Source organism: Blastococcus sp. OS1-29, from assembly GCF_057628075.1.
Genome location: NZ_JBXXJK010000001.1, coordinates 292035 through 314782, shown reverse-complemented (window position 1 = coordinate 314782; position 22748 = coordinate 292035). Strand labels below are relative to the sequence as shown.

The 22748-nt window shown below is 73.0% G+C and carries 30 protein-coding genes; 14 read left to right on the top strand and 16 right to left on the bottom strand.

All coding sequences use genetic code 11. From position 1 onward, the window contains the following. Positions 1-55: 55 nt before the first annotated feature. Positions 56-1288 (top strand): MFS transporter, encoded by a 1233-nt coding sequence (locus AC2H4J_RS01545; RefSeq protein WP_487463062.1) that lies wholly within the window; start codon positions 56-58, stop codon positions 1286-1288. A 6-nt stretch (positions 1289-1294) separates the two neighbouring features. On the opposite strand, the gene AC2H4J_RS01540 is transcribed toward AC2H4J_RS01545, so the two are convergent. From AC2H4J_RS01540 to def, 4 genes are read right to left on the bottom strand one after another with little or no spacing between them, the layout of a single operon-like run. Next, positions 1295-1912, bottom strand: coding sequence for a flavodoxin family protein (locus tag AC2H4J_RS01540; RefSeq protein ID WP_487463061.1), 618 nt, complete (start codon positions 1910-1912; stop codon positions 1295-1297). A gap of 38 nt (positions 1913-1950) precedes the next feature. Continuing rightward, positions 1951-2433 carry an FBP domain-containing protein gene (locus AC2H4J_RS01535; protein WP_487463060.1) on the bottom strand — a complete coding sequence of 161 codons (483 nt, stop codon included), beginning with the start codon at positions 2431-2433 and terminating at the stop codon, positions 1951-1953. Positions 2434-2438: 5 nt separating this feature from the next. Beyond that, on the bottom strand, positions 2439-3089 hold the full coding sequence (locus tag AC2H4J_RS01530; protein WP_487463059.1) for an HAD hydrolase-like protein: 651 nt from the start codon (positions 3087-3089) through the stop codon (positions 2439-2441). After that, complete coding sequence (def, locus tag AC2H4J_RS01525) at positions 3086-3643, bottom strand: peptide deformylase (protein ID WP_487463058.1); 558 nt, start codon at positions 3641-3643, stop codon at positions 3086-3088. The genes AC2H4J_RS01530 and def overlap by 4 nt, the downstream gene beginning before the upstream one ends. Before the next feature lie 146 nt (positions 3644-3789). Here def and AC2H4J_RS01520 point away from each other — a divergent pair, with 146 nt between their 5' ends. Then, positions 3790-4515: an ANTAR domain-containing protein gene (locus AC2H4J_RS01520; RefSeq protein WP_487463057.1), complete on the top strand. Its 726-nt coding sequence runs from the start codon at positions 3790-3792 to the stop codon at positions 4513-4515. A gap of 42 nt (positions 4516-4557) precedes the next feature. Further along, positions 4558-5199 (top strand): lysophospholipid acyltransferase family protein, encoded by a 642-nt coding sequence (locus AC2H4J_RS01515; protein ID WP_487463056.1) that lies wholly within the window; start codon positions 4558-4560, stop codon positions 5197-5199. 9 nt (positions 5200-5208) lie between these two features. On the opposite strand, the gene AC2H4J_RS01510 is transcribed toward AC2H4J_RS01515, so the two are convergent. Then, a complete protein-coding gene (locus AC2H4J_RS01510) occupies positions 5209-5601 on the bottom strand; it encodes an acyl-CoA thioesterase (RefSeq protein WP_487463055.1) in 393 nt (130 codons plus the stop codon). Positions 5602-5636: 35 nt separating this feature from the next. On the opposite strand from AC2H4J_RS01510, the gene AC2H4J_RS01505 reads away from it, so the two are divergent. Together AC2H4J_RS01505 and AC2H4J_RS01500 are read left to right on the top strand one after the other, a co-directional pair. Further along, complete coding sequence (locus tag AC2H4J_RS01505; RefSeq protein WP_487463054.1) at positions 5637-6227, top strand: MSMEG_1061 family FMN-dependent PPOX-type flavoprotein; 591 nt, start codon at positions 5637-5639, stop codon at positions 6225-6227. Between the two features lie 76 nt (positions 6228-6303). Further along, positions 6304-6729 carry a VOC family protein gene (locus tag AC2H4J_RS01500; RefSeq protein ID WP_487463053.1) on the top strand — a complete coding sequence of 142 codons (426 nt, stop codon included), beginning with the start codon at positions 6304-6306 and terminating at the stop codon, positions 6727-6729. 2 nt (positions 6730-6731) lie between these two features. On the opposite strand, the gene AC2H4J_RS01495 is transcribed toward AC2H4J_RS01500, so the two are convergent. Then, positions 6732-6926 carry a hypothetical protein gene (locus AC2H4J_RS01495; protein WP_487463052.1) on the bottom strand — a complete coding sequence of 65 codons (195 nt, stop codon included), beginning with the start codon at positions 6924-6926 and terminating at the stop codon, positions 6732-6734. 142 nt (positions 6927-7068) lie between these two features. Here AC2H4J_RS01495 and AC2H4J_RS01490 point away from each other — a divergent pair, with 142 nt between their 5' ends. Continuing rightward, entirely contained in the window at positions 7069-7536 is a 468-nt protein-coding gene (locus tag AC2H4J_RS01490; protein ID WP_487463051.1) for a type II toxin-antitoxin system PemK/MazF family toxin, read from the top strand. 4 nt (positions 7537-7540) lie between these two features. Here the strand turns inward: AC2H4J_RS01490 and AC2H4J_RS01485 are convergent, their stop codons facing one another. Next, positions 7541-7750 (bottom strand): hypothetical protein, encoded by a 210-nt coding sequence (locus AC2H4J_RS01485; RefSeq protein ID WP_487463050.1) that lies wholly within the window; start codon positions 7748-7750, stop codon positions 7541-7543. Positions 7751-7950: 200 nt separating this feature from the next. On the opposite strand from AC2H4J_RS01485, the gene cobA reads away from it, so the two are divergent. Continuing rightward, positions 7951-9264 carry a uroporphyrinogen-III C-methyltransferase gene (gene cobA, locus AC2H4J_RS01480; protein WP_487463049.1) on the top strand — a complete coding sequence of 438 codons (1314 nt, stop codon included), beginning with the start codon at positions 7951-7953 and terminating at the stop codon, positions 9262-9264. Positions 9265-9327: 63 nt separating this feature from the next. Here the strand turns inward: cobA and ygiD are convergent, their stop codons facing one another. Next, entirely contained in the window at positions 9328-10179 is an 852-nt protein-coding gene (gene ygiD / locus AC2H4J_RS01475; RefSeq protein ID WP_487463048.1) for a 4,5-DOPA-extradiol-dioxygenase, read from the bottom strand. A 67-nt stretch (positions 10180-10246) separates the two neighbouring features. Then, on the bottom strand, positions 10247-10705 hold the full coding sequence (gene soxR, locus AC2H4J_RS01470; RefSeq protein WP_487463047.1) for a redox-sensitive transcriptional activator SoxR: 459 nt from the start codon (positions 10703-10705) through the stop codon (positions 10247-10249). A 48-nt stretch (positions 10706-10753) separates the two neighbouring features. On the opposite strand from soxR, the gene AC2H4J_RS01465 reads away from it, so the two are divergent. Together AC2H4J_RS01465 and AC2H4J_RS01460 are read left to right on the top strand one after the other, a co-directional pair. Beyond that, positions 10754-11443: an SDR family NAD(P)-dependent oxidoreductase gene (locus AC2H4J_RS01465; protein ID WP_487463046.1), complete on the top strand. Its 690-nt coding sequence runs from the start codon at positions 10754-10756 to the stop codon at positions 11441-11443. After that, positions 11440-12468: an S-adenosylmethionine:tRNA ribosyltransferase-isomerase gene (locus tag AC2H4J_RS01460; RefSeq protein WP_487463045.1), complete on the top strand. Its 1029-nt coding sequence runs from the start codon at positions 11440-11442 to the stop codon at positions 12466-12468. The genes AC2H4J_RS01465 and AC2H4J_RS01460 overlap by 4 nt, the downstream gene beginning before the upstream one ends. Before the next feature lie 23 nt (positions 12469-12491). Here the strand turns inward: AC2H4J_RS01460 and AC2H4J_RS01455 are convergent, their stop codons facing one another. Continuing rightward, on the bottom strand, positions 12492-12671 hold the full coding sequence (locus AC2H4J_RS01455; RefSeq protein WP_487463044.1) for a hypothetical protein: 180 nt from the start codon (positions 12669-12671) through the stop codon (positions 12492-12494). Between the two features lie 642 nt (positions 12672-13313). After that, on the bottom strand, positions 13314-14006 hold the full coding sequence (locus AC2H4J_RS01450) for a (2Fe-2S)-binding protein (protein ID WP_487463043.1): 693 nt from the start codon (positions 14004-14006) through the stop codon (positions 13314-13316). 100 nt (positions 14007-14106) lie between these two features. Here AC2H4J_RS01450 and acs point away from each other — a divergent pair, with 100 nt between their 5' ends. The 3 genes from acs (at position 14107) to AC2H4J_RS01435 (ending at position 17651) form a co-directional block, all read left to right on the top strand. Beyond that, positions 14107-16062, top strand: a complete 1956-nt coding sequence (gene acs, locus AC2H4J_RS01445) for an acetate--CoA ligase (protein WP_487463042.1) — start codon at positions 14107-14109, stop codon at positions 16060-16062. 151 nt (positions 16063-16213) lie between these two features. Next, positions 16214-16714, top strand: coding sequence for a phage holin family protein (locus tag AC2H4J_RS01440; protein WP_487463041.1), 501 nt, complete (start codon positions 16214-16216; stop codon positions 16712-16714). Positions 16715-16724: 10 nt separating this feature from the next. Then, positions 16725-17651, top strand: coding sequence for an alpha/beta fold hydrolase (locus AC2H4J_RS01435; RefSeq protein WP_487463040.1), 927 nt, complete (start codon positions 16725-16727; stop codon positions 17649-17651). A gap of 69 nt (positions 17652-17720) precedes the next feature. Here AC2H4J_RS01435 and AC2H4J_RS01430 read toward each other — a convergent pair whose 3' ends face one another. From AC2H4J_RS01430 to nth, 5 genes are read right to left on the bottom strand one after another with little or no spacing between them, the layout of a single operon-like run. Then, on the bottom strand, positions 17721-18902 hold the full coding sequence (locus AC2H4J_RS01430) for a MarP family serine protease (protein WP_487463039.1): 1182 nt from the start codon (positions 18900-18902) through the stop codon (positions 17721-17723). Positions 18903-18909: 7 nt separating this feature from the next. Further along, complete coding sequence (locus AC2H4J_RS01425; protein WP_487463038.1) at positions 18910-19386, bottom strand: cupredoxin domain-containing protein; 477 nt, start codon at positions 19384-19386, stop codon at positions 18910-18912. 14 nt (positions 19387-19400) lie between these two features. Next, positions 19401-20135 (bottom strand): NUDIX hydrolase, encoded by a 735-nt coding sequence (locus tag AC2H4J_RS01420; RefSeq protein WP_487463037.1) that lies wholly within the window; start codon positions 20133-20135, stop codon positions 19401-19403. Next, on the bottom strand, positions 20132-20710 hold the full coding sequence (locus tag AC2H4J_RS01415) for a TlpA family protein disulfide reductase (protein ID WP_487463036.1): 579 nt from the start codon (positions 20708-20710) through the stop codon (positions 20132-20134). Before AC2H4J_RS01415 ends, AC2H4J_RS01420 begins: the two co-directional genes overlap by 4 nt. Further along, positions 20707-21510: an endonuclease III gene (nth, locus tag AC2H4J_RS01410; protein ID WP_487463035.1), complete on the bottom strand. Its 804-nt coding sequence runs from the start codon at positions 21508-21510 to the stop codon at positions 20707-20709. The genes AC2H4J_RS01415 and nth overlap by 4 nt, the downstream gene beginning before the upstream one ends. Positions 21511-21549: 39 nt before the next feature. Between nth and AC2H4J_RS01405 the strand changes: the two genes are divergently transcribed. Beyond that, positions 21550-21852 carry a hypothetical protein gene (locus tag AC2H4J_RS01405; RefSeq protein ID WP_487463034.1) on the top strand — a complete coding sequence of 101 codons (303 nt, stop codon included), beginning with the start codon at positions 21550-21552 and terminating at the stop codon, positions 21850-21852. Positions 21853-22016: 164 nt separating this feature from the next. Next, positions 22017-22691 carry a Crp/Fnr family transcriptional regulator gene (locus AC2H4J_RS01400; RefSeq protein WP_487463033.1) on the top strand — a complete coding sequence of 225 codons (675 nt, stop codon included), beginning with the start codon at positions 22017-22019 and terminating at the stop codon, positions 22689-22691. Positions 22692-22748: the final 57 nt, after the last annotated feature.

The following is a 22748-nucleotide window of genomic DNA, read 5'->3' as shown; positions in this document are numbered from 1 at the left end:
CCCGGCGCGCGGAGCCGCGGGAATGCGCCGGCGGCCGGGTGGCTTGCCCCTCTTCGTGCCCTCTCGTCGCCTCGGCAGGCCGGCTGCCTTCTGGTGGGTGGCGGTGCTCCTGGTCCTGATGCTCGCCGCGTCCGGGGTCCCGTCGCCGCTGTACCGCGTCTACCAGCAGGAGTTCGGGTTCAGCTCGGGCGTGCTGACGACGATCTTCGGCATCTACGCGCTGGCCCTGCTGATCTCGCTGCTGGTCGTGGGCGGACTGTCCGACCACGTGGGACGACGGCCCGTGCTCGTCGTCGCGTTCCTCCTCGAGGCCGCGTCGATGGTCCTGTTCCTCGTCTCCGACGGCGTGGGCTGGCTGCTCGCCGCCCGCATCGTCCAGGGGCTGGCGACCGGCGCGCTGACCAGCACGCTGGGCGCCGCGGTCCTCGACCTGCAGAACCGCGAGCGGCCCCTCGGCGCGTTCATCAACACTGCCTCCCCCGGGCTCGGCCTGTCGCTCGGCGCGGTCGGCGCCGGCCTGCTGGTGCAGTACGTCCCGTCGCCGACCGACTGGGTGTTCTCCGTCCTCACGGTCGTGTTCGTCCTGGCGTCGGTCGGCACGCTGCTCTGGCTGCCGGAGACCTCCGCCCGCCTGCCGGGCACGGTGTCGTCGCTGCGGCCGCGAGTCCACGTGCCGCCGGCCAACCGGCGGCCGTTCCTGGTGGCGCTGCCCGTCGTGGCCGCCTGCTGGGCGATAGGTGGGCTCTTCGCCTCGCTCGGCCCGTCGCTGCTGGTGGACGTCTTCGGCGTCGACAACCACCTGGCCGGCGGCCTGCTGATCTTCGCGCTGAACGGCACCGGCGTGCTCGGCTCGCTCGCCCTCGGGAAGGCCGCGCCCGAGCGGGCCCTCGTGGTCGGCGCCCTCGTCTTCGCCGTCGGCGTCGGCGGCACGGTGGCGACGCTGTTCGCCGGCTCGGTGCCGGCGCTGTTCGTCGCTGCGGCGGTCAGCGGGTTCGGGTTCGGCGGGGCCTTCCTCGGCGCCATCGCGACGATCACCGCCGGCGTCGCGTCCGGCTACCGGGCGGGTCTGCTGGCCAGCATCTTCGTCGTCGGCTACCTCGCGTTCAGCATCCCCGCGGTCGCCGCGGGGATCGCGGTCGGCGACATCGGACTCCAGCGGACCGCGGAGATCTACGGCGTGGTGGTCATCGTGCTCGCGCTCGGCGCCGTCGCCCTGCTGACGCTCCGCCGTCGCGCACTCGAGCCGGCGTCGGCCCGGACCGAGGACGCCGAGGCGCTCGCGGCCTGAGCCCGCTCAGCTGCTCGGGTACGGCGTGCGCTTCAGCGCCCGCGCCAGCACTGCCGCGTTCTCCGCCAGGGTCGCCGTGGTGGAGGCGACCGCCTCCGGCGTCTCGTCGAGGTCCTTGTAGTCGCGGCTGCCCATGGCCTCGTCGTTCCAGTAGGTACCACCCTGCGCCGGGATCGTGAACCCGATGTCGTTGAGGCCCTGCATCAGGTCAGCGGTGATCTTGTGCGCGCCGTCCTCGTTGCCGACGACGGCGGTGACCGCCACCTTGCCGCTGATGACCGGCCGGCCGGAGTCGTCGGTCTCGGACAGCTCGCCGTCCAGCCGCTCCAGCACCCGCTGCGCGACGCTGCTCATGTGCCCGACCCACGTCGGCGTGGACACGATCAGGATGTCTGCCGCCATCATCTGCGCGCGGATCGCCGGCCACGCGTCCCCCTCACCCATGTCGACCTCGACGCCGGGCTTCACGTCGTGGTCGACCACCCGCACGACGTCGCCGGTGACGTCGTGCTTCGCCAGTTCGTCGAGCACCTGACGAGCCATGAGCTCGCTGCTGGACTCCGTCGGGGAGGGCGAGAGCGTGCAGACGAGGGCGAGGGCGCGCAGCGGCGTCGATTCGGTCATGCGCGGTCAGGTGCCCCGCGGCGCACCGTGCTCACACATCAGCGCCGGACGGCGGCCAGGAAGCGCTCGGCCCGTTCGCGCAGCTCGGTGGCCCGCTCGGCGACCACCTCCACCGGATCACGCAGCTGCAGCCACGGCGGGATCTCCGTCCGCACCCGCTCCGAGCAGCCGAGATCGGCGCAGATGTAGGTACCGACCGTGTTGCCGTTGCGCCCGGCCCCGCCGGTGCGCCGCGCCGTGAACAGCGACACCGCGTCGCCGGCCTGCCCGGTCTCGCAGAGCAGGCACATCACCGCCGTCCCGCTGGACATGCGCGAGTCCGCCGCCCGCACGGCGATGCCGACCGGTCCCTCGGCGACGTCGAGGACCAGGTATCCACGCAACGGCGCCTTCGGGTCCCGCCACCCGAACACGTCGAGCCGCGCCCAGTCGAGGTCGGCGAAGCCCCGGGGAAGGGTGAGGCCCTGGGCCTCGCCCCGCGAGCAGTTCACGAACGACCGCCGGACCTGCTGCTCGGTCATGGGTCTCATCCCGACATCTTCGCCAGCGCACCGACGACGTCGGCCGGCGTGGCCGCGATGATCGCCGCGCCCGCCGCCTCGAGTTCGCCGTCCTCCGCGGGCCCCCAGCCCGCCCCGATGCACGGCAGTCCGTGCGCCGCGGCGCCCCGGACGTCCTGCGCGCGGTCGCCGACCAGGACCGGGTCGCGGCCCGAGGGGTGCCGCGCCAGCGCGGCGGCCACCACCTGGTCCTTGTGCCGGACGGCGCCGTCGAGGGTCGCGCCGTGCACCGAGGCGAACTGCCCGAGCAGCCCGGCGTGCTCCAGGACGGCGACGGCGAACGGCTCCGGCTTGCTGGTGGCGACGGCGAGCGTCGCCCCGTCGGCCCGCAGCCGCCCCAGGAGGTCCGGGATCCCGGGATACGGCGGCGCCTCGAGCATCGCGCCCGCCGAGTAGTACGCGCGGTAGGCGGTCACGGCCCGGTCGACCTCGTCGCCCGTCAAGCCGAAGCCGAGCGCGAAACCCTCCTGCAGCGGCGGGCCGACCATGGCCCGCAGCTGCGCCGCCGTCGGCTCCGGCAGGCCGAGCGAGGCCACCGCGACCCGCACCGACGCGTGAATGCCCGGCGAGGAGTCGACCAGCGTGCCGTCGAGGTCGAAGAGGACCAGCCGGCTCATGCCGGCAGGTCGCCGCCCGGCCCGGCCGCCTCGGCCAGCAACTGCTCGCGCTGCTCCGCGGGCAGCAGATCCACGTACACCGTGCCGTTGAGGTGGTCGACCTCGTGCTGGAGGCAGCGTGCGGCCATGCCGGTCGTCTCGATCGTCACCGGGTTGCCGTCGACGTCGACACCGTCGACTCGCGCCCGGTAGGCCCGCGGCAGGTCGGCGTACGGGCCGGGGACCGACAGGCATCCCTCGTCGGTGATGAGCTCGGCCGGCTCGTCGCCCACCGGCGCAGGCAGCGTGAGCGTCGGGTTGATGACGTACCCGACGACGTCCTCGTCCTCGGCGTCCGGGCAGTCGATGACGAAGATCCGCGCGTCCACGCCGATCTGGTTGGCGGCCAGCCCGACACCGTCGGCCGCCTCCATGCTGGCGAACATGTCCAGCACGAGCCGGCGGAGTTTCGCGTCGAACTCCGCCACGGGCGTGCAGGGGTGGTGCAGCACGGGATCGCTGCCGTAGGTGACGATCGGTCGGGCGACGCCGTCGTAACGGCCGGGCAGGCGCATGTCCACCGATCCTAGGGACCGGTCCGACGCGCCGTCGTCCCGATGGAACCGACCGTGACGGCACGAGCACCCACGTCCTGAATCCTGCGCGTGGCGCGCCTGGCACGTACCGTCCCCCCATCGGAGCGTCAGCCCGGGGGGAAGCCATGTCCTCAGCAACCGTGTCCCGGCACCGGTTCGTCGACAACGCGCCACGCACGGTCACGCCTGGGCCGCCCGCTCCACGCCTGCAGGACGAGGAGTCCGTCCGCATCGCGGGGCGCTACCGCTACGACCGCCGCAGCGGCGGCTGGTGGTGGTCGCCGGAGATGTTCATGCTGCACGGCCTGCCCCCGACCGCGCCGCAGCCGGACACCGAGACCTACCTGCGGTACCAGCACGTCGAGGACCGCGCCCGGCTCCTCGCCGCCATGTCCGGGGCGTGCTCGGCAGGGCGCGACTTCGCGCTGGAGACGCGCACCATCCGGGCCGACGGCCAGCAGCGGGACGTCGTGACCGTCGGGGAGTGCCGCACCGACGACCACGGTGTGGTCACCGCGGTCGAGGGACTGGCTGTCGACATCACCGAGTGCCACCCGCCGGGCTCGCCGACCGACCGCGCGCAGGCGCTGCAGGCCGAGGTGGGGCAGATGCGCGCCGCGATGGCCAGCCGGGCGTGCATCGAGCAGGCCAAGGGGATCCTGATGCTGCTGACCAGCTGCAGCGACCCGGTGGCCTTCGACCTGCTGGCGCACATCTCCAGCCACACCCACCGGAAGGTGCGCGACATCGCCCAGGTCATCACCGAGTCGGCGACCGGGCACGGGCAGCTTCCGGACGACGTCCGGGCCATCATCCGCGACGCCTGCCCGCCTCCCCAGTCCCTCCGGTGAGCCTGGCTCCACCATCGCCGGCGCCATTCGGGACAATGCGGCGTGCTCTACCTCATAGCCCGGTTCGTGCTGCGGCCGGCGTTCCTCATCCTGCGGCCGACGATCGTCGGGCGTGAGAACGTGCCGGCCACCGGCCCGTTCATCATCGCGAGCAACCACCTGTCCTTCATCGACAGCATGGTCATCCCGCTCATGGCGCCGCGACGGGTCGGGTACCTGGCGAAGGCCGAGTACTTCACCGGCACCGGGCTCAAGGGCTGGCTGACCCGCACTCTGTTCACCGCCCTCGGCGCGATGCCTGTCCACCGGCAGACCAACCGGGCCGCGCAGGAGGCCCTCGACACGGCCATGACCGTGCTGCGGGCCGGCGGCGGGTTCGGGATCTACCCCGAGGGCACGCGCTCGCGCGACGGCCGGCTCGCCCGCGGCAAGACCGGGGTCGCCTGGCTGGCGCTGACCGCCGACTGCCCCGTCGTCCCCGTGGCGGTTGCCGGCACCGACAGGATCCAGCCGATCGGCGCGCCCTGGCCGTGGCCGCACCGCTTCTCGGTGACGTTCGGCAAGCCGCTCACCTTCCCCGAGTACCGCGGCAAGGCGAACAACGGCAAGGCCCGGCGCGAGGTGACCGACACGATCATGGAGGCGATCGCGGAGCTCTCCGGCCAGGAGAAGGCCGGCTGGTGAGCTCCGGGCTCAGCTGAGCCCTCCCGCGAGCGCCGCCCGGATGTCCTCGGGCCAGGGCGTGGCCCGAGCCGCGTCGGTGGCCACGTAGGTGTTGCGGACGACGCAGCAGACGCGGTCCCCGACGCGGACGGTGTACCGCACGGTCACGCTCGTGCGGCCGAGTTTCTCCGTCTCGGCGTCCACCGTCACCGTGTCGCCCCAGCGGGCCGACGACGTCCACTCCAGCGTGCTGGCCTTCACAACGGGGTCGACGCGTGCCGCGACCGTGTCCCAGTGCAGACCGTTCGCGACCCACCAGTGATTCGAGGCCTCGTCGGCCCAGGTGAGGTAGTGCGCGTTGAAGACGACGCCCTGCTGGTCGCACTCCACGTAGCGAACCGGCGAGCTCCAGACCTGCGGCACGAGGAGGAACCGTAGCGGGCGGCTACCGTCGCCCCGTGCCTGAATCCCCCCTCGACCGGTACCGGACGCCCGGACAGCGCGTCCTCGACAAGGTCATCCACCGCATCGACGAGCACTGCGCGGCGTTCATCCGGCTGTCGCCTTTCGCGACGCTGGCCACGGCCTCGCCGGACGGCGATCCGGACGTGTCGCCCCGCGGCGGCGAGCCGGGCTTCGTCCACGTGCTCGAGGGCAACCGGCTGGCGCTCCCCGACCGGCAGGGCAACAACCGCGTCGACAGCCTGCGCAAGGTGGTGGCCAACCCCCGCGCGGCGCTGATGTTCTTCGTGCCCGGCATCGACGAGACGCTGCGCGTCTACGGAAGGACCAGCCTGCTGGCCTCCGACGCGCTCGGCATCGACTTCACCGAGTTCGGCCGCCCCCCGCTGTCGGTGCTGGTCCTGCAGGTCGAGCGGGCCTACTTCCAGTGCTCGAAGTCGGTGATGCGGTCGGGCCTGTGGGACCCGGAGCGGCGGGTCGAGCGCTCCGCGTTCCCCCCGTTCTCCCAGGTGCTGCGCGACCACTGCCGCGACGAGACCATCCCGGACGAGGCCACCCTGCGGGCCGACCTCGCGCTGGAGCTGTGAGAAGAACACCCCGTTCCCCTCACCGTTCGCAAGCTCACGGCGAGCCCCTGAACGGGGCCTGCCCTAGCGTGCGGCCATGGCGTTCGACCTCCAGGTGACCATCGACTCCACGGCCCCGCACGAGCTCGCCGACTGGTGGGCCGAGGCGCTCGGCTGGCAGGTCGAGCCGCAGGACGAGGCGCTCATCCAGCGGATGGTCGACTCCGGCGCTGCGTCCGAGGAGGACACGGTGCGCCACCGCGGGGCGCTGGTGTGGCGAACGGGCGCGGCCCTGCGTTCGCCCGATCCCGGCCGCCCCCGGGTGCTGTTCCAGGCGGTGCCGGAGCCCAAGACGGTCAAGAACCGCGTGCACCTGGACGTGCGGGTGGGGGCCGAGCGCCGCGAGGCCGAGGTGGTCCGCCTGGTCGGGCTGGGCGCCACCGAGCTCTGGCGGCAGTCCCAGGGGCCGTACGAGTGGGTCACGCTCGCCGACCCGCAGGGCAACGAGTTCTGCGTGACCTGAGGTCAGCTGGCCAGGTCGCGGGCGAGCTTGCGGTCGGCGACGGCGCGCTCGGCCATCACGCGGGCGCGCCACCGCCGGGGCCGACGGTCGCTACCGAAGTAGTGGGCGTCCTCGACGAGCTGGAAGGCGGCGAGCACGCTCGCCTGCACCTCCCGCGCCCGCGGTGCCGCCGGACGAGCCGGTTCGGACGTCGTCATGGGAGTCCCCGTTCTCCCGGGGGCCCCGCCACGACGCCCCGTTGGGACCATGGTGCCCCCTCATCGGCAGAATGAACCCTGTCCGTGACCAATTGGTGCCGATGTGTCACAAGTGACAGTTGAGTGGTCGTACGGTGGCGCCATGCCGCGTGCCCGAGACCTGCTCCGTGTCGCTGGGCGGGTCGCTCGGGTGCTCCGCCGGCCGGCGCACACCCGCGGGCAGCCGGCCCCTGACGTCGAGTACCGGCCGCGCGACGACGGCCGCCCCGACCCCGGCGAGGTCGTCTGGGCGTGGGTGCCCTACGACGAGGACGACGGGCGCGGGAAGGACCGTCCGGTCCTCGTCATCGGCCGGCGAGGCAGGGACCTGCTGGGGCTGATGCTCTCCAGCCAGGATCACGACCTGGACGCCGCCGACGAGGCCCGCCACGGTCGCCACTGGACCGATCTGGGGGCAGGCGCCTGGGACTCCCGCGGTCGGCCGAGCGAGGTACGCCTGGACCGACTGCTCGTGCTCGACCCGGGCGCCGTCCGCCGGGAGGGCGCGGCGCTGGACCGGGTCCGCTTCGACCGCGTCGTCGCCGAGGCCCGGCGCGCGCAGGGCTGGTGAGCCGTCAGTCCGCCCGGTCGGGCGCGGGCTTACGCGCCGGCGGCCGCAGGTTGTAGATGCCGACGCCGTCGATGAGCGGCTCGAGGTCGTAGCGGTGCACGACCTTGGGCCCGTCGTGGAGATGCACATGGGTGACCGTCGGCAGCGGGTCGCCGTGCCGCGCGGCACGGACCTCCACCCGGCCGTCGAGCGGTCCGCCGATGAACAGCAGCACGGCGTCGTCCGTGCTGGTCCGCGTCTCGGCTTCGATGTCGTCGGACAGCGTGCTTCCTCCTCGCTGGTGTACCGACCAGCAAGGGTAGGCGCGCCACGGGGTCGGTTCCTCCCGAGCCGCACAGAACTCGGGCCACCGGGCGGTCCGAGCAGGATCACGCACAGCGTGCTGGAGCTGCCGCACGTGCTGGATGGGATCCTGTGCCGACCCGTCCGTCCCGAGGAGTCCTGCTGAGCACCGAGCCGCCTCCGCACGCAGGTCCCGGCGCACCCGTCTACCCGGTCGGGCTGCGACTGTCGGGCCGGCGCGTGGTCGTCGTCGGCGGCGGGCAGGTGGCGCACCGCCGGATCGCCGGTCTGCTCGACGCCGGCGCGCGGGTGACCGTCGTCAGTCCGCAGGTGACCCCGGCGCTGGAGTCGCGGGCCGCGGCGGGCTCGCTCACCTGGATCCGGCGCGGCTACGAGCCCGGGGACCTCCACGGCGCCTGGTACGCGGTGGCGGCCACCGACGACCCCGCCGTCAACGCGGCGGTCGGCGCGGAGGCGGAGGAGGGGCACATCTTCTGCGCCCGTGCCGACGACCGCCGTGCCTCCAGCGTGTGGACGCCGGCGATCGGGCGGCACGACGACGTCGTGGTGGGCGTGCACGGCGGCGGCGACCCGCAGCGGGCGATCGGCATCCGGGACGCCGTGGTGGCGGGCCTGACCGACGGCTCGATCGCCGACCGGGCGTCCCGCGTACCCGCGGGCGGACGGCGCGGCTCCGTCGTCCTCGTGGGTGGCGGCCCCGGCGACCCCGGGCTGATCACCGTCCGCGGCCGGCGGGCGATCTCGCAGGCCGACGTCGTCGTCGCCGACCACCTCGCCCCGCAGGCACTGCTGTCCTCGCTGCCCGCGGACGTCGAGGTCGTCGACGCCTCGAAGCTGCCGCGGGGGAGGTCGATGGCGCAGGAGCAAATCAATGCGCTGCTCATCGACCGCGCGCAGGCGGGCAAGCGGGTGGTGCGACTCAAGGGCGGCGACCCCTTCGTCTTCGGCCGGGGCATGGAGGAGCTGGAGGCGTGCGTCGCCGCGGGCGTGCCGGTCGAGGTCGTGCCGGGCATCACCAGCGCGATCGCCGTCCCCGCGCTGGCCGGCATCCCGGTCACCCACCGCGGCCTGACGCACGAGTTCGTCGTCGTCTCCGGGCACCTGCCGCCGGGTCATCCGAACTCGCTCGTCGACTGGGCCGCGCTCGGGCGGCTGCGCGGGACGGTCGTCGTCCTGATGGGCGTCGACACCGCGCCGGCGATCGCTGCGTCACTGCTGGAGCACGGGCGCCCCGGCGCGACGCCGGTCGCGATCGTCTCCGACGGATCCATCGCGACGCAGCGCACGGTGCGCACCACGCTCGCCGAGCTGCCCGATGCGATCGCGCGGGAAGGCGTCCGACCCCCGGCCGTCTGGGTGGTCGGTGAGGTCGTGGGCCTGAACCGCCCACACGAGGCGCCGGCGGACGACACGGACTGGGAGTAGGCCCCGCGGCCCCGTCCCGGGCACCGCCCTGAGCTTGCGAAGGGTGGGGAGGACGGGGTCCTTTCAGATGTTCGCGCCGTCGGGCGGCGGTCCGTCCGGCAGTCTCGCGGCGAACCCGGTGCCATCGCTGGCCGGGCTTTCCATCCCCACCGTGTAGGCCGTCATCGACAACGAGCCGTACGCGTAACCGTCGACGAGCACGTCGGTGGGCGCGCTGGTAGCACCCGCGACCCCGGCCACGTACAGCAACGGCAGGAAGTGCTCGGGCGTCGGCACGGCGAGGTCGTAGTCGCGGTGCCCGTCGAGCCGCCCGATCTCGGTGGGGTCGGTCAGCATCATCTCCTTGGCCTGCTCGTCGAACCGCTGCGCCCAGTCGAACCCGGCGTCGGGCAGCGCGCGGCTCACCCCGCCGAGGTTGTGCACGACATTGCCGCTGCCGACCACGAGCACGCCGTCCTCCCGCAGCGGGGCGAGCGCGGCACCGAGCTGGAGGTGGTAGTCGAACGGCTTGAGCGCGTTGATCGAGAGCTGGACGACGGGGATGTCGGCCTCCGGGAAGGCGTGCATCAGCACCGACCAGGCGCCGTGGTCGATTCCCCAGCTGTCCAGGTCGGCGCCCACCCAGGTCGGGTGCACGATGTCGGCGACCTCGTCGTACAGCTCCGGTAGCCCGGGTGCCCGGTAGTCGACGGCGAAGAGCTCCGGCGGGAAGCCGTAGAAGTCATGGATCGTCCGCGGCTTGGGCATGGCGGTGATGGCGGTCGCCTGCACGTACCAGTGGGCGGAGACGACGAGGATCGCCCGCGGCTTGGGCACCGACTGCCCGAACGCCCGCCAGGCCTCGGTGTACCGGTTCTTCTCCAGCGCGTTCATCGGGTTCCCGTGGCCGAAGAACGCGGCGGGCATGACGGTCATGACCCCTCCCCCCTGTCGTCCTGGCGATCATGGCCCCCGCCGTCGCAGGTTGCGAGGGCACGGCCGGTCAGCCGCCCGGGGGCACCCGGCGCAGCGCAGGCGGCAGCCACCGCGCACCGGCGCCCTCGCGCGCAGCGACGTCCCCGGGATTGGACAGCGCACACCGGTCCAGCGACAGGCAGCCGCAGCCGATGCAGGAGCTGAGCCCGTCCCGGAGCTTCGAGAGGGCGGCGATCTGCTCGTCGAGCCGGTCCCGCCAGCCCTGCGACAGGACCGCCCAGTCGGTCGCGGTCGGCGGTCGACCAGGGGGCAGGGTCTCCAGCGCCGCGCGGATCTCCGGAAGGGACAGCCCCACGTTCCGCGCGGCGCGGATGACGGCGAGTCGGCGCAGGACGCTGCGGGGATATCGCCGCGCGCCACCCGGCGTCCGCGTGCTGCTGATCAGCCCCTGGTCCTCGTAGTACCGGAGGGCGGAGGCTGCCATCCCCGAGCGCGCGGACACCTCGCCGATCGCCAGAAGTTCCACCCGGCACCCCCTTGACCTCAAGTGCGCTTGAAGTTCAACGGTAGTCCCATGACTTCCCGCACCGCACTGATCACCGGCGCCTCCCGCGGCCTCGGCCGAGCCCTCGCCGCCGCCCTGTCCGACCGGGGGTGGCGACTCGTCGTCGACGGCCGCGACGCCGCGCGACTGCATGCCACCGTCTCCTCCGAACTCGTCACCGCCGTCCCCGGCGACGTCGCCGATCCCGGACACCGCGCCGTGCTGGCCGAGGCGGTGGGACCCCGGCTCGACCTTCTCGTCAACAACGCCAGCGAGCTCGGTCCCAGCCCGCTCCCCGCCCTCGCCGACCTCCGCGCCGACGATTTCCGTCGCGTGCTGGAGGTGAACGTCGCCGCGCCGCTCGCGCTCGTGCAGGCCACCCTCCCCGCGCTGCGGGCCGCCGGCGGCACGGTCGTCGACATCAGTTCCGACGCCGCCGTCGAGGCGTACGCGGGCTGGGGCGGGTACGGCGCCAGCAAGGCCGCGCTCGATCAGCTCACCGCCGTCCTCGCCGCGGAGAACCCGGAGCTGCGGGTCTACGCGGTCGACCCGGGCGACATGGCCACCGCCATGCACCAGGCGGCCTTCCCCGGTGAGGACATCAGCGACCGCCCGGCGCCGGAGACCGTCGTCCCGTCCCTGCTGGCGTTGATCGAGGGCGACCTGCCCAGCGGGCGCTACCGCGCGGGCGACCTGGTTCCGGCGGAGGCCTCCCGATGACGCCGACGTTCGCGCTGCCCGCCGACGCGGCGGCGACCACACCGCCGGAGTGGCGCGGGTTGCAGCGCGACGAGGTGCGACTGATGGCCCTGCGCCCCGACAGCGTCACCAGCGGCCGCTTCCGCGACCTCCCGTCGCTGCTCGATCCCGGCGACCTGGTCGTCGTCAACACCTCGGCCACCCTGCCGGGCCGGCTGCCCGTCCGACGGGCGGACGGCGTCACCGTGCCGCTGCACTGGTCGACGACGCTCGACGACGGCGACTGGGTCGTGGAGCTGCGCCGGCGGGACAACAGCGGGCCCGACCTCGGCTGCGAACCGGGCACGCGACTGGAGCTCCCTGGCGGCGTCCGGCTCACTTTGATCGCTGGACATCCCGATCCCGCGCGGCCATCGCGGCTGTGGCGCGCCCGCACGTCACCGGCGGTCGACGCCACGGTGTACCTGCCCGCGCACGGGTCGCCGATCGAGTACGGCTACCTGCAGGGCGACTTCGAGCTCGCCGCCTTCCAGAACGTGTACGCGACCCAGCCGGGCAGCGCGGAGATGGCGAGCGCCGGGCGGCCGTTCACCGCGGAGGTGCTGGTCGCGCTGATGGCGCGTGGCGTGCCGGTGGTCCCGCTGGTCCTGCACACCGGCGTCTCCAGCCCCGAGCTGCACGAGCCGCCCTACCCGGAGCGGTTCGCCGTCCCGGAGGTGACGGCGCGGCTGGTGAACAGCACCCGGCGGGCCGGAGGACGGGTGGTCGCGGTGGGCACGACAGTCACCCGGGCACTGGAGACGGTCACCGACGAGGACGGCGGAACGCGAGCAGGTGAGGGCTGGACGGATGTCGTCCTGGGCCGCGAGCGGCCGGCCCGGGTCGTGACCGGGCTGATCACCGGCCTGCACGAGCCGGAGGCCAGCCACCTGCAGCTGCTGGAGGCGGTCGCGGGCCCGGAGCTGGTCGCGGCGGCCTACGAGCGCGCCGTCGCCGAGCGGTACCTCTGGCACGAGTTCGGCGACTCGATGCTCTTCCTGCCGTGAGGACGGCCTCGGCGCGGAACCGGCTACCGAGTGACAGGTCTGCCGAGCCGCTGGATGCGCGGCACCAACGTCGCCAGCAGGACTGCGACGGCGGCGAGCACGACCTTCTCGAGAGGGCCGGTGTCCCGGATCAAGACCAGCGACACGGCCATCAGGAACGCGAAGGCGACGACGACCAGGAGGACTGCACGCACCACCGGCATGGCGGAGATCGTCCCGCCATTGCTGGACGCCGAACAGGGGCATAGGGACCGCATTCTTGTCCGAATCGGGCAACCGGACCCGGAGTGCACGTGATTCAGAACCAGGCGGCGGCCTGCTCCAGCAACGCCTCACGCTCGGCCGGCTCCCGTCCGGGGCACGGCATGCACAGTCCCCCACCCAGCTCCACCATCGGGCACCACAACGCCCGCCGTCTGCGAGCCCACGACATCGTCCATGGCCGCCCTACCTGGACGAACGCTTCCCGACTCCGCCCGGGCTGACCCATTTCAGCGTTACGTAGCCCGTCCAGCCGGCCGTACGCCCGCGCATCGGACAGGCTGGCGCCCGAGGCGCCGTATTCCCCTTCCGGGTGGGAACGGCGACTCCTGGCGTGGGTCCATGACTCGGAAGCCACTGCGGTGCCGGTTCGCATTCCACTCCTACGTCCAGCGACACCCCGAGGGTGAGCGGCCCTCAGGTCCGGACGACAAGATCTGCCGGCTGTACCGGAAGCGCACGGGCGTCCCGTTCGGTAACGCGCCGTCGGTCTTTCCCGGGTGACGTTCTCGGCGGGGGCGGTCCCATCGGCCGGAACGTTGCCTTGATGCCGCTTTCAGGGACATCGCGTCGTCCCCCCGGCGCTAGAACCAGCGGGCGGCCTGCTCCAGCAGCGCCTGCCGTTCGACCGGAGTCCGGCGCGGGCAGGACGTGCATAAGGCCCCTCCCGGCAGCTCGACCACGAGGCAGCACGACGCCCGCCGGGTGAACCGTGCGCCCGCGACATCGACGTAGCGCGGCACCGGCAGCGGAGCCCCGATCGCCGAGGCCAGGGGCGCCGCGTGCGCCGTCGCGCCCGGCACGTCCCCCAGCGCCCGGCCGAGGGCGAGCAGCTGGTTCGCGATCGAGTCGGTCGCGATCGCCCACAGCGGGCTCGAGCGCATCCGTCCCGCGGCGGCTACCGCGGTGACGGCGGCGGTCAGCATTTCGTGCAGGTCCGCGGCCACGTCGTCCGTCCTCGCCGTCGAGACAGCCGCGACCGGCAGCCCGTCGCCCCGGAACGCCAGTGCCGTGTCGGCCAGCCGGCCCGACAGCGGGATGCCGGTGACCAGCCCGGCCAGCGCGGGAGTCAGCAGGACGGTCGACACCGAGTACCACCACACCGTCGCCGTCACCCGGTCGACGGTGCGGGCCCGCGCCGCTATCAGCCGCGCCACCCGGTCGGGGTCGGCGAGGTCGGCGGCGGGCACCAGCGGCGCGGCCGGCGGCAGCACCAACCCGAGCCCTGCGGCGCCCGGGAGGCGCGCCGCGACCGAGGCCTGCGCGACGTCGTCCACCGGGCAAGTCTGCGGGGCACCCCATCGGGAGACGGGAACCGGGGCGACCCCATACGGTGTGGTGGGAGCCGCGCCACACGTAGGTCATACGGAGGTAGACATGAGCGAGTCGAGTTCCGCCGAGGGCCGCACCTTCGCACCGCCCGAGAACCTCGCCGCACACGCCAACGTCGGCCCCGACGTCTACGACGAGGCGGCCGCCGACCGGCTCGCGTTCTGGGAGAAGGCCGCCCGCCGGCTGACCTGGACGCAGGACTGGGACGAGGTGCTCGACTGGAGCAACCCCCCGTTCGCGAAGTGGTTCGTCGGCGGCAAGCTCAACGTCGCCTACAACTGCGTCGACCGGCACGTCGAGGACGGCCACGGCGACCAGGTCGCCTACTACTGGGAGGGCGAACCGGCCGACGACACCCGGACCATCACCTACGCCCAGCTCAAGGACGAGGTCTGCAAGGCGGCCAACGCCCTGCTCGAGCTCGGTGTCCAGACCGGCGACCGGGTCGCCATCTACATGCCGATGATCCCCGAGACAGTCATCGCGATGCTGGCCTGCGCCCGCATCGGCGCCGTCCACATGGTGGTCTTCGGCGGCTTCTCCGCCGACGCGCTGGCCAGCCGGCTCGACGACTCCGGAGCGGTGCTGGTCATCACCTCCGACGGCGGCTACCGCCGTGGCGCCCCGAGCGCACTGAAGCCCGCGGTGGACGACGCGGTGGGCCGCAGCCCCGGCGTCCGCAACGTCGTCGTCGTCAAGCGGACCGGTCAGGACGTCGACTGGACCGAGGGACGCGACCTCTGGTGGTCCGACGTCGTCGACAAGCAGTCGACCGAGCACGAGCCGGAGTCCTTCGACGCCGAGCACCCGCTCTACATCATGTACACGTCCGGGACGACGGCGAAGCCGAAGGGCATCCTGCACACGACCGGTGGCTACCTGACCCAGGTCGCCTACACCCACTGGGCGAGCTTCGACCTCAAGCCCGACGACGACGTCTTCTGGACCGCGGCCGACGTCGGCTGGGTGACCGGCCACAGCTACATCGTCTACGGGCCACTGGCCAACCGGGCCACGTCGGTCATGTACGAGGGCACGCCCGAGACGCCGCACCGCGGCCGCTGGTGGGAGATCATCCAGAAGTACGGCGTGACGATCCTGTACACGGCGCCGACCGTCATCCGGACGTTCATGAAGTGGGGCGAGGACGTCCCGAAGGGCTTCGACCTCTCCAGCCTGCGGGTGCTCGGGTCGGTCGGTGAGCCGATCAACCCCGAGGCCTGGCTCTGGTACCACCAGAACATCGGGGGCGGTCGCTGCCCGATCGTCGACACCTGGTGGCAGACCGAGACGGGCGGCCACATGATCAACCCGCTGCCCGGCGTCACGTCGCTGGTCCCGGGGTCGGCGCAGACCCCCTTCCCGGGCATCTCCGCGATGGTGGTGGACGACGAGGGCAACGAGCTCTCCGACGACTCCACCGGCCTGCTGGTGCTGACCGAGCCCTGGCCGTCGATGCTGCGCACCATCTGGGGCGACGACGACCGCTACGTGGACACGTACTGGTCCCGGTTCAAGGACCAGGGCTTCTACTTCGCCGGGGACGGCGCCAAGAAGGACGCCGACGGCAACATCTGGCTGCTCGGCCGGGTGGACGACGTCATGAACGTGTCCGGCCACCGCATCTCCACCACCGAGGTCGAGTCCTCGCTGGTCGGCCACCCCGCGGTGGCCGAGGCGGCCGTGGTGGGCGCGAGCGACCCCACCACCGGTCAGGGCATCGTGGCGTTCGTGATCCTCCGCGAGAGCGGCGAGGACTCCGGCGACGAGCTGGTGCAGACGCTCCGCAACCACGTGGGCAAGGACATCGGCCCGATCGCCAAGCCGCGCCAGATCATGGTGGTGCAGGAACTGCCCAAGACCCGGTCGGGCAAGATCATGCGCCGGCTGCTGCGCGACATCGCGGAGAACCGCGAGCTCGGCGACGTCACCACCCTCACCGACTCCTCCGTGATGAACCTGATCAAGGAGAAGCTGCCCGCCGCGCCGTCCGAGGACTGAAAACACCCCTCGCCCCCCACCACTCGCAGGCTCGCGGCCGGACCCTGCTCGGAGCCGGGGCGGTGCCCGGGAGGGAGCCGAAATGCGTGGAAACAGCCCCCATGAGGCACGATTCCCCTGAGCAGCCCTGCCCTACGAAGGAGGAGCCCCCGTGGCCCACACCGTGTCACCGGCCCCGCGCGACGGGTCCGCGGGAACGACCGAGCCCTCGGTCGGCACCCTCGTGCAGAGCGCGATGGCCGACTTCTCGACGCTGGTGCGCGGCGAGATCGAGCTGGCGAAGGCCGAGGTCGGCAAGGCGGCGAAGAAGGCCGGCATCGGCGCGGGGGCCTTCGGCGCCGCCGGGGTCGTGCTGGCGTTCTCGGCGTTCTTCTTCTTCATCGCGCTCGCCGAGTTCATCACCTGGCTGGGACTGCAGCGGTGGATCTCCTACCTGATCGTCTGGTTCGCGCTGGTGCTCGTCGCGGGCCTCGCCGCGCTGGTCGGACGGCGGTTCATCAAGAAGATCGAGAAGCCGGAGCGCACGCTCGAGACGCTGCACGACCTGCCCGAGGTGCTGCACCGCGAGGCGCCCGGCGAGCGCCACCGCGCCGTCCCGGAGATCACCAACGGCCGGGTCCAGCGGCCGGGCACCGAGTCGTACACGCTCTGACCCCGACCTCGTGACCGTCCCACCGGACGGGCCGCCGGACGCGACCAGCGTGCTGCTGCCCGGCCCCTGGAACCACCGCAGCATCTCCGCGAACGGCATCGTCCTGCACGTCGCCGAGGCCGGTACGGGACCGCTGGTCCTGCTGCTGCACGGGTTCCCGCAGTTCTGGTGGACCTGGCGCACCCAGCTGGAGGCCCTGGCGGCCGCCGGGTTCCACGCCGTCGCCCCGGATCTTCGCGGCTACGGCGCCAGCGACAAGCCGCCGCGCGGCTACGACCTGCCGACGCTGTCCGCCGACGTCGCCGCGCTCGTGCGGGCGCTCGGAGAGCAGGACGCCGTCGTCGTCGGGCACGACTGGGGCGGCCTGCTCGGCTGGACGACGGCGGCCCTGCACCCGCGCAGCGTCCGGCGGCTGGTCGTCCTGTCGATGGCGCACCCGCGGCGGCTGCGCGCCGGCATGACCGACTCACGGCAGCGCCGGGCGTCGGCCTACGCGTTGAGGTTCCAGGTGCCGCGGCTGCCCGAGCGCATGCTCACCCGCGCCGACGACGACCCGGTGGCCGACCTGATGCAGCGCTGGGCCGGGCCCGAGTGGCGGCGGACGGCGGACTTCGCGGAGGCCGTCGACCGCTACCGGTCGGCGTCCCGGATCCCGCAGGCGGCGTACGGCGCGATGGAGTACCACCGCTGGGCGGCGCGCTCGCAGCTGCGACCCGACGGCCTGCGCTACGCCCGGCGGATGGCCGCGCCGATCACCGCCCCCACGCTGCAGGTGCACGGCGCCCTCGACACCTGCGTGCTGCCCGGCACCGCGCGCGGCTCCGGCCGCTACGTCGCAGGCGCCTACGAATGGCGGGAGCTGCCCGGCATCGGGCACTTCCCGCAGGAAGAGGCACCCGACGAAATCACCGCCGCAATAGAGGTCTGGGCGCGCTGACCCCGGCCCCGTTCAGAGGCTCGCCGCGAGCGTGCGAGCGGTGAGGAGAACGGGGTCCTTTCCGGGGACTTACTCGCAGGGACCGGTGCCCACCTGGGCCGTCGCGTTCGCGCCCGCGCGCGCGGCGTCGGCCACCTGGAGCGCGGTGAGCGCGTAACCGGTGTTGGGGTCGTCGATCGCTGAGGCGAAGACGACGCCGAGCACGGTCCCGTCGGTCGCGAACAGCGGGCCGCCGGAGTTGCCGGCCCGCACGATGCCGTTCAGGGCGTACACGTCGCGGCGCACGGTCTGCGTGTTGCGGAAGTCCGGCCCGCTGATCTCCCCCTGGTCGCGCACGCGGGCGGCCCCGACGTAGAACGGGCCGCCGCCCGGGAAGCCCATGATGATCGCGTCCGCGCCCGTGGCGGCCGGGTGCGGCGCGAACGGCAGGGGGCTCTCCGGCAGGCCCGGGACGTCGAGCACGGCGATGTCGACCTCCGGGTCCACGAAGACCGGTGTCGCGTCGTACTCGTCGCCGCCGACGTGCACGATCGGATCGGTGACCCCGGCGAGCACGTGGGCGTTGGTCATGACCCGCTCGGGCGCATAGACGAACCCGGAGCCGTCGATCTGGCGGGAGCACGACGGCGCGATGCCACTGACCTTGACCACCGAGTCCTGCACCTGTGCCACGACAGGGCTGTTGAGCAACTGCTGGTTGGGCGCCGGCACGTCGCGCACCTGGGTGGGCGTCAGCGGGTCGAGGACGTCGGGCAGCCCGCGCCGGTCGATGGCGTCGCGCAGGTTGTTGTAGACCGCCCGCACGCTGTCGGGCACGGCCCTGTCGACCGCCTGCACGAGCGCGGACTGCCGCACCTGGCTGGACACCGACGGGAAGGGCGAGCTGGCCAGCGGGGAGGCGACCATCCAGGCCACCAGCAGGACCGCCGCCGACGAGACGACGGCCCCCGCGACCGAGTCGAGGAGCTTCGCCGGTTCCCAGGTCACCCGGGAGCGCAGGGCACGGCCGGCTGCTCCGGCCAGGATCTGGCCCAGCAACGCCCCGGCGAGGACGACGACGAGCGCGGCGAACACCCGCGTGACGCTCGACCCGTCGATCCGGTCGGCCACCGACCGGGACAGCTGGGCGCCCAGGACCGCGCCGCCCAGGAACCCGACGATGGAGGTGGCCGAGACGAGCAGGCCCTGGCGGAAGCCGGAGAGGGCGAACAGCAGCGCGAGGGCGATCAGCACCAGGTCGACGAAGGACACCGGCCGATCAGCCCCGGACCGTCATCGTGCCGACCTGCCCCAGCTGCACGTGGAACGCGCAGTCGAACGGGTAGTCGCCCGGGGCGGCGACGTCGAAGTCGATCGTCTTCTTCTCCCCCGGCGCCAGCAGTGGGATCGACGCGTCGATCCGCGCGGGGCCCTGGCCGGGAGTGAAGTCGAAGGCGTGGGTGGCCTGCTTGGCCACGTTCGTCACGGTCAGCCGCACCTTGCCGGGCGCCACCGTGAAGTGGTCGGGAGTGAAGACGTAGTCGTCCTGCGTCTGCAGGGTGATCTCCTGGACGCCGTCGGGCGCGACGGTCACCGTGCCCACCCCGTCGGCCGTGGTCGGCGCCGCGCCGGACGCCGCCGGGGAGTCTCCGCCACAGCCGGTCAACAGGACCATCACGGCCGCGACCACGGGGACCTGTGCGGCGATGGCCTTCGTGCAGGGGCCCATCCTGAGCCTGCGAAGGGTGGGGGGCACGAAGGTCCTTTCTGTCATCGCCCGGGAACCGTACGCGTCGGAGGGCCGTCCGGCGCGGGGTCCGCGACCGTCGGCGCGGCGGCGTCGTCCTCCTCGTCGTTGGCCGAGCCGGGGAGCCGGTAGGGCCGGATCGCGGACTCGGGCAACGGCCGCACGTCGGCGGTGTTCCACGGCCGGGCCAGCCCCGCCGCGTCGAGAATCGCGTCGAGCAGCCCCGCGGTGAAGCCCCAGACCTCCATGTCGGCGACGCAGAAAGCCGGCCCGATGAACCCCGCCGGGTGCCGCAGCCGGTACCGGTTGGCCGGGTCGGTCAGGTCGTCGAGCGGCACGCGGGCGACGCGCGCGACCTCGTCCGGATCGCCGACCGTCACGTCCCGCGGGTCGTCCCACCAGCCGATGACCGGCACCACCAGCCGGTTCGACGGCGGCAGGAACAGCTCGGGCAGCGTCGCCAGCACGCGGACGCCCTCCGGATCGATCCCCGCCTCCTCCTCGGCCTCCCGCAGCGCCGTCCCGATCGGGAAGTCGTCACCCGGATCGACCCCGCCCCCGGGGAAGGCCGGCTGCCCCGCGTGGCTGCGCAGGTGCGCGGACTTCTCGATCAGCAGGACGTCGGGGCCGCGGGGGCCCTCCCCGAAGAGGATCAGCACCGCCGATCGCCGCGCGGTCGCCGTGGCCTCCGGCATCCGGTGCCGCAGCGGCAGGTCGTCGGCGGAGTCGATCAGCCGCTTCAGGTACTCCGGGATCACAGCTGCACTCCCAGGTGCTCGGCGGTGAGCGCGCGGAGCTCGTCCACCGACGCGACCGGGCCGATCTGCGTGTAGACGACCGCACCGTCGGCGTCGAGGAAGTACGTGTACGGCAGGCCACGCAGGCCGAGGTCGGTCATCAGGTCACCCTTCCCGTCGAACGCGCTGGGGAAGGTGACGCCGGCATCGGCGGCGAACGACTCGGCCTGCGGGCGGCCGTCCTTGCTGATCACGCCCATGACCCGTACCTGCCCAGCCGCGGCGTCGGCGAACTGCTGCAGGAGCGGCAGTTCCTCGCGGCAGGGCGTGCACCAGCTGCCCCAGAGGTTGAGCACCGTGGGCTCCCCCGGCGCCCGACCGAGGTCGAGGGTGCCGCCGCCCGGGCAGTCGAAGGACAGCGCCGGCAGGACCTCGGCACCCGTCGCCGCGGTCCGGGACTGCTCGGGACAGGCCTGCAGCGCGCCGGGCGGCGTGGACCCCGATGCCGCCGGAGGCGTGGCGGCACCCGTGCCGGCGGAGCATCCGCTCAGCGCCACCGTCAGCAGGAGCGCGCCCGCCGCCGCCGTCCGTCTCATTCGGTGTCCGACGCGGCCGGGGACTTGACCAGCTTGGTGGCCAGCTCTGGGTCGACCGGTCCGATGCCGTAGGACGGGCACCACTGCGCGAGGCCGCACGCCCCGCAGGCGGCCTTCTTCGCGTGGCAGACGCGTCGTCCGTGGAAGATCACCCGGTGGCTGAAGTCGGTCCACTCCTTCTTCGGCACCAGCCGAGCGATCTCGGCCTCGACCTTGACCGGGTCGTCCTCCTCGGTCCAGCCGAAGCGGCGCACCAGCCGCCCGAAGTGGGTGTCGACGGTGAGCCCCGGCACCCCGAAGGCGTTGCCGAGGACGACGTTCGCCGTCTTGCGGCCCACGCCCGGCAGCGTCACCAGGTCGGCCATCCGGCCCGGCACCTCGCCGTCGAACCGCTCGACCAGCGCCTGGCTGAGGCCGAGCACCGAGTTGGCCTTGGCGCGGAAGAACCCGGTCGGCTTGAGGATCGCCTCCAGCTCGTCCCGGTCGGCACCGGCGAGCGCGACGGCGTCCGGATAGCGGGCGAACAGGGTCGGCGTCACCTTGTTGACCATCTTGTCGGTGGTCTGCGCCGAGAGGACCGTGGCGACCAGCAGCTCGAACGGACTGGTGAAGTCGAGCTCGCAGTGCGCGTCGGGGTGGAGCACCGCCAGTTCGCGGGCCATCCGGCGGGCGCGCCTCGTGCGCGAGAGCGGCGTCTCCTCCGGATCGAACGGAGAAGCGCCGGTCAGCGCCGCGCGCGTGGGGCGGCGCAGGCGCACGGGCCGGGCGTAGGCGGGCTCGACAGGGGCGGTCGCTGACACGCATCCGAGCGTAGGCGGCCCGGCTGACAGGTCTCGGCCGTGTCATCATCGGACGAGGTCGCGACACCCGGTCGCGCGGGGAGCAAGGCGGAGGAGGTCGCTGTGGTCGCGTTCAGCGTCATCCTCTTCCCCCCGCTGCTGATCGCCTTCCTGCTGGTCATGGAGCGGGTCGAGGAGCCGTTGCGTCGTCCGGCGTCCCCCCGTGAGGTGTCCGAGTTCCTCGACACCGCCACCGTCGGCGAGGTCGACACGCTCGCGTCCTCGGGCATCCGGCGGGCCCTCTCCCGCTGGCGACGCCGCAGGCGCGGCCGAAGGACGACGGCGAATCCGCCCCTGGTCTGAGCCCGTCGGCGCAGCGGGTGTGCGCGACGCCACTCGCTCGCTGGGGGGACGTGCGTGCCCACCGATCGGGTGATCGATGGCACAGCCGCCTAGACTCCCTGCGGACACGGACGCCAGTGCACTCTGTCGGGGCGTCCGTCGAATCGCTTGCGAGAGGACGTGCAGTGGACGAGGTGCTGGCCCAGTCCGGGCTCTTCCAGGGGCTCTCGGATGAGGCAGTGGAGCCGGTGGTCAGCCGACTCGAGATGCTCACGCTGCCCCGCGGCCGAGTCATCTTCAACGAGGGCGAGCCGGGTGACAGCCTCTACATCGTCACCGCGGGCAAGATCAAGCTCTCCCGTCGCTCCCCCGACGGCCGCGAGAACGTGCTCGCCGTCATGGGGCCGTCCGACCAGTTCGGTGAGCTGTCGGTGTTCGACCCCGGCCCGCGCACGGCCACCGCGACCGCTGTCACCGACGTGAAGCTGGCCCGCATGCCGCAGTCGACGCTACGGCTGTGGATCGAGGCGCACCCCGAGATCGGCGAGCAGCTGCTCCGCGTCCTCGCCCGTCGCCTGCGCCGCACCAACGACTCGGTCGCCGACCTGATCTTCACCGACGTCCCCGGCCGCGTGGCCAAGGCGCTGCTGCAGATGGCCGACCGGTTCGGCAGCCGCGAGTCCGAGGGCCTGCGCGTGAAGCACGACCTCACGCAGGAGGAGCTCGCCCAGCTGGTCGGCGCCTCCCGCGAGACGGTGAACAAGGCCCTCGCCGACTTCGTGCACCGCGGCTGGATCCAGCTGCAGGGCAAGTCGGTCGTCGTCCTCGACGAGGAGCGCCTGCGCCGCCGCGCCCGCTGAACGAGCACTGAACGCGAGATGCCCAGAACCGACCTGGTTCTGGGCATCTCGCGTTCA

What these genes read in the sequence shown, in the direction of transcription:
- AC2H4J_RS01540 (WP_487463061.1), bottom strand. Translation starts at nt 1,912, where the DNA reads ATGACCGAATCGACGCCGCTGCGCGCCCTCGCCCTCGTCTGCACGCTC.
- AC2H4J_RS01535 (WP_487463060.1), bottom strand. Translation starts at nt 2,433, where the DNA reads ATGACCGAGCAGCAGGTCCGGCGGTCGTTCGTGAACTGCTCGCGGGGC.
- AC2H4J_RS01530 (WP_487463059.1), bottom strand. Translation starts at nt 3,089, where the DNA reads ATGAGCCGGCTGGTCCTCTTCGACCTCGACGGCACGCTGGTCGACTCC.
- def (WP_487463058.1), bottom strand. Translation starts at nt 3,643, where the DNA reads ATGCGCCTGCCCGGCCGTTACGACGGCGTCGCCCGACCGATCGTCACC.
- AC2H4J_RS01520 (WP_487463057.1), top strand. Translation starts at nt 3,790, where the DNA reads ATGTCCTCAGCAACCGTGTCCCGGCACCGGTTCGTCGACAACGCGCCA.
- AC2H4J_RS01500 (WP_487463053.1), top strand. Translation starts at nt 6,304, where the DNA reads ATGGCGTTCGACCTCCAGGTGACCATCGACTCCACGGCCCCGCACGAG.
- AC2H4J_RS01495 (WP_487463052.1), bottom strand. Translation starts at nt 6,926, where the DNA reads ATGACGACGTCCGAACCGGCTCGTCCGGCGGCACCGCGGGCGCGGGAG.
- AC2H4J_RS01490 (WP_487463051.1), top strand. Translation starts at nt 7,069, where the DNA reads ATGCCGCGTGCCCGAGACCTGCTCCGTGTCGCTGGGCGGGTCGCTCGG.
- ygiD (WP_487463048.1), bottom strand. Translation starts at nt 10,179, where the DNA reads ATGACCGTCATGCCCGCCGCGTTCTTCGGCCACGGGAACCCGATGAAC.
- AC2H4J_RS01465 (WP_487463046.1), top strand. Translation starts at nt 10,754, where the DNA reads ATGACTTCCCGCACCGCACTGATCACCGGCGCCTCCCGCGGCCTCGGC.
- AC2H4J_RS01460 (WP_487463045.1), top strand. Translation starts at nt 11,440, where the DNA reads ATGACGCCGACGTTCGCGCTGCCCGCCGACGCGGCGGCGACCACACCG.
- AC2H4J_RS01455 (WP_487463044.1), bottom strand. Translation starts at nt 12,671, where the DNA reads ATGCCGGTGGTGCGTGCAGTCCTCCTGGTCGTCGTCGCCTTCGCGTTC.
- acs (WP_487463042.1), top strand. Translation starts at nt 14,107, where the DNA reads ATGAGCGAGTCGAGTTCCGCCGAGGGCCGCACCTTCGCACCGCCCGAG.
- AC2H4J_RS01415 (WP_487463036.1), bottom strand. Translation starts at nt 20,710, where the DNA reads ATGAGACGGACGGCGGCGGCGGGCGCGCTCCTGCTGACGGTGGCGCTG.